General features: G+C 63.4%; 4 protein-coding genes. All 4 read left to right on the top strand.

The features are described from left to right. Positions 1 to 792 (top strand): acyl-CoA dehydrogenase family protein (locus WBB85_RS09585; RefSeq protein WP_432638397.1); only part of this gene is annotated, 792 nt, incomplete at its 5' end. Beyond that, entirely contained in the window at positions 792 to 1,838 is a 1,047-nt protein-coding gene (locus WBB85_RS09580) for an enoyl-CoA hydratase/isomerase family protein (RefSeq protein WP_432638396.1), read from the top strand. The genes WBB85_RS09585 and WBB85_RS09580, both read left to right, overlap by 1 nt. After that, positions 1,835 to 2,707 (top strand): 3-hydroxyisobutyrate dehydrogenase, encoded by an 873-nt coding sequence (gene mmsB, locus WBB85_RS09575; RefSeq protein ID WP_432638395.1) that lies wholly within the window; start codon positions 1,835 to 1,837, stop codon positions 2,705 to 2,707. Before WBB85_RS09580 ends, mmsB begins: the two co-directional genes overlap by 4 nt. 86 nt (positions 2,708 to 2,793) lie before the next feature. After that, on the top strand, positions 2,794 to 3,126 hold the full coding sequence (locus WBB85_RS09570) for an excinuclease ABC subunit A (RefSeq protein WP_432638394.1): 333 nt from the start codon (positions 2,794 to 2,796) through the stop codon (positions 3,124 to 3,126). The last annotated feature ends 140 nt before the right edge of the window (positions 3,127 to 3,266 follow it).

Here is a 3,266-nt window from a genome sequence, read left to right as displayed (position 1 = left end):
GTGTTTTCCTACTGCCTCACCGAGCCCGGATCGGGCTCGGACGCCGCCGCGCTCAGAACGAAAGCCGAGCGGACGAATGAGGGCTGGCGGCTCAACGGTACCAAGGCCTTCATCTCGGGCGGGTCTTATTCGGACGCCTATCTGACCATGGTCAGGACCGGCGGCGATGGGCCGAAAGGCATTTCGGCGGTGATTGTCAGGGCCGGAACACCGGGCCTCTCGTTCGGTGCGCTGGAAGACAAGATGGGCTGGCGGGCACAGCCCACGTCGCAGGTGCAGTTCGATGATTGCGTGATCCCGGCCGCGAACCTTCTGGGTGAAGAGGGCAAGGGCTTCACCTATGCAATGGCGGGCCTTGATGGCGGGCGGCTCAATATCGCGGCCTCAGCACTTGGGGGCGCGCAGGCGGCGCTGGATACGACCTTGGCCTATATGGGCGACCGCAAGGCGTTCGGGAAATCGCTCGACCAGTTTCAGGCGCTGCAATTCCGTCTGGCGGAGCTGGAGGTCAAACTGCAATCCTCGCGTAGCTTCCTGCGTCAGGCGGCGTGGAAACTGGACCACAAAACGCCCGATGCCACGAAATTCTGCGCCATGGCGAAACTCCTTGTTACAGACAACGCCTTTGATGTCGCCAATCAGTGCCTGCAACTGCATGGCGGCTATGGCTATCTGGCAGATTACGGGATCGAAAAGATCGTGCGCGACCTGCGTGTGCACCAGATCCTGGAAGGCACGAACGAGATCATGCGGCTGATTGTCAGCCGTGCTATGCTGGCCGAGAGGGGCTGATGGCTGATATTCATATCCGCAAAGAGGGCCGCGCGGGCCGGATCACGCTGAACCGGCCGAAAGCACTGAATGCGCTGACCTATGAGATGTGTCTTGATATCGACGCGGCGCTGACGCTTTGGGCCGATGACGCAGAGGTGGCGCTGGTCCTGATCGACGCCGAGGGCGACCGCGCCTTCTCGGCAGGTGGCGACATCGCCGAGATGTATGAGACCGGGACGAAGGGCGACTATGCCTATGGCCGCCGGTTCTGGGCCGACGAATACCGGATGAATGCCCGCATCGCCAGCTATCCCAAACCGGTGGTGAGCCTCTTGCAGGGTTTCACCATGGGCGGCGGTGTCGGCGTCGGCTGCCATGGCAGCCACCGGATCGTCGGCGAAACCAGCCAGATCGCGATGCCCGAATGCGGCATTGGCCTCGTGCCGGATGTCGGCGGCTCGTTCCTGCTGGCACTCGCGCCGGGACGGCTTGGTGAATATCTCGGCACCACGGGCGCGCGGATGGGACCGGCGGATGCGATCCTGGCTGGTTTCGCCGACCTTTTCGTCCCGGAAGCCCACTGGCCCAGCCTGACGGCTAAGCTTGCTGAGACCGGTGATGCGCAGATCATCCTTAGCCACACCGCTGGGCCACCCGAAGGCCGGCTCCACATTCTTCGCCCCGAAATAGACGCGCATTTCGCGGGCGAAACGGCAGGCGATATCCAGCGTGCGCTGCGCCATTCGCACAGCGCCTTTGCCGCCGAGGCCCTGAAAGGGTTCAATCGCTCGGCCCCGCTTTCGGTCGCCTGCACGGTCGAAATGCTGCATCGGCTGCGCGGCGCGCCATCGATGCGCCGGGCGCTGGACCTGGAATACCGCTTTACCTGGCGCGCGATGGAACAAGGCGATTTCATCGAAGGCATCCGCGCGGCCATTATCGACAAGGACCGCACTCCGCGCTGGCAGCATGAGAGCGCCGAGGCTGTGCCCGGTATGGATGTGTCGAAAATGCTGATGCCACTCGGGCAGAACGCGTTGTCATTCGAGGAGGAACTGGCATGAAGATCGGCTTTATCGGCCTTGGCAATATGGGCGCACCGATGGCGGCGAACCTGGTCGAGGCGGACCATGATGTGATCGGCCATGATATTCATGCAGCCATGCCCGATGGCGTTGTCGCCGCGATCAGCGCCGCAGGGGCCGCGAAAGACGCCGATGTGGTCATCACCATGCTGCCGAATGGCGCAATCCTGCGCGTGGTCGCGGATGAGCTGATCCCGGCCATGAAACAGGGCGCGGTCCTTTGCGACTGCTCGACGGTCGATGTGGAAAGCGCCCGCACGGTGGCCGATCATGCGGCGAAGGCCGGGGTTCTGGCCATCGACGCCCCCGTCTCGGGCGGGATCGGCGGCGCCGCGGCAGGCACGCTGACTTTCATGGCGGGCGGCTCGGACGCGGCTTTCGCCATCGTCAAACCGCTTTTCGACATCATGGGCCAGAAGGCGGTGCATTGCGGTCCCTCGGGCAATGGGCAGGCCGCCAAGATCTGCAACAACATGATCCTTGGTGTCACCATGATTGCCACATGTGAGGCTTTCGCACTGGCCGACAAGCTGGGCCTCGACCGACAGAAGATGTTCGACGTCGTCTCGACCTCTTCAGGCTATAGCTGGACGATGAACGCCTATTGCCCGGCCCCGGGCGTCGGACCGCAATCGCCCGCCGACAACGCCTACAAGCCCGGCTTTGCCGCCGAACTGATGCTGAAGGACCTGCGCCTGTCGCAGCAGGCGGCAGTGGCGGCAGATGCCGACACGCCGATGGGGCACCTCGCGGCCCTGCTTTATGAGAGCTTCGTCGAAAGCGAAGGCGGCAAGGGCATGGATTTCTCGGCCATGCTGCCCCGGTTCGAAAAGCGCCATCGCGGCTGATTTCCGCCAATTGCCAAAGTCGTGAATCACTTTCGGAGGGGGACAGACTATAGGAAGGGCAAGAAGGTTCTTCTCAGGTGTGTTCCATGAAACCGGTTCTGTTGCTCGCCACGCTCTGCCTTGCCGTTGCCGCCCTGCCCGCCCATGCTGGCAACGGCCATTGCCCGCCGGGTCTGGCCAAGAAGTCGCCTGCCTGCGTGCCGCCCGGACAGGCAAAGAAATATCACCAGGGTCCGCGCATCGGCGATCGGGTCAGTGACTACGACTACCACCTGATCCGCTATCCCGACCGCTATGACCTGCCGCCGCTACGACGAGGCGAACGCTACTATGTCATCGACGGCCGGATCCTGCGCGTCGATCAGGACACCTACAAGATTCTAGATTTCATCCGCGCCACGGCGGCGCTGCTCGACTGATCCAGCGGCAGCCCCGTTCCGGGGCCACGATCCTGCCTCGCACCGTTTCTTGCGAAACGGCGCTCAGGCAACCCCGACGAAAGCGCGTCAAACCGGAAAGGTGACCGGCTGCGGCAAACCGCGGCAGCGCGGCCGAGAGG

Origin of the sequence: Albidovulum sp. (genome assembly GCF_049646345.1) — a bacterium.
Classification (GTDB): domain Bacteria; phylum Pseudomonadota; class Alphaproteobacteria; order Rhodobacterales; family Rhodobacteraceae; genus Albidovulum.
Note: the sequence above shows the minus strand (reverse complement) of the source record. Positions and strands in the feature narration are given on the sequence as shown.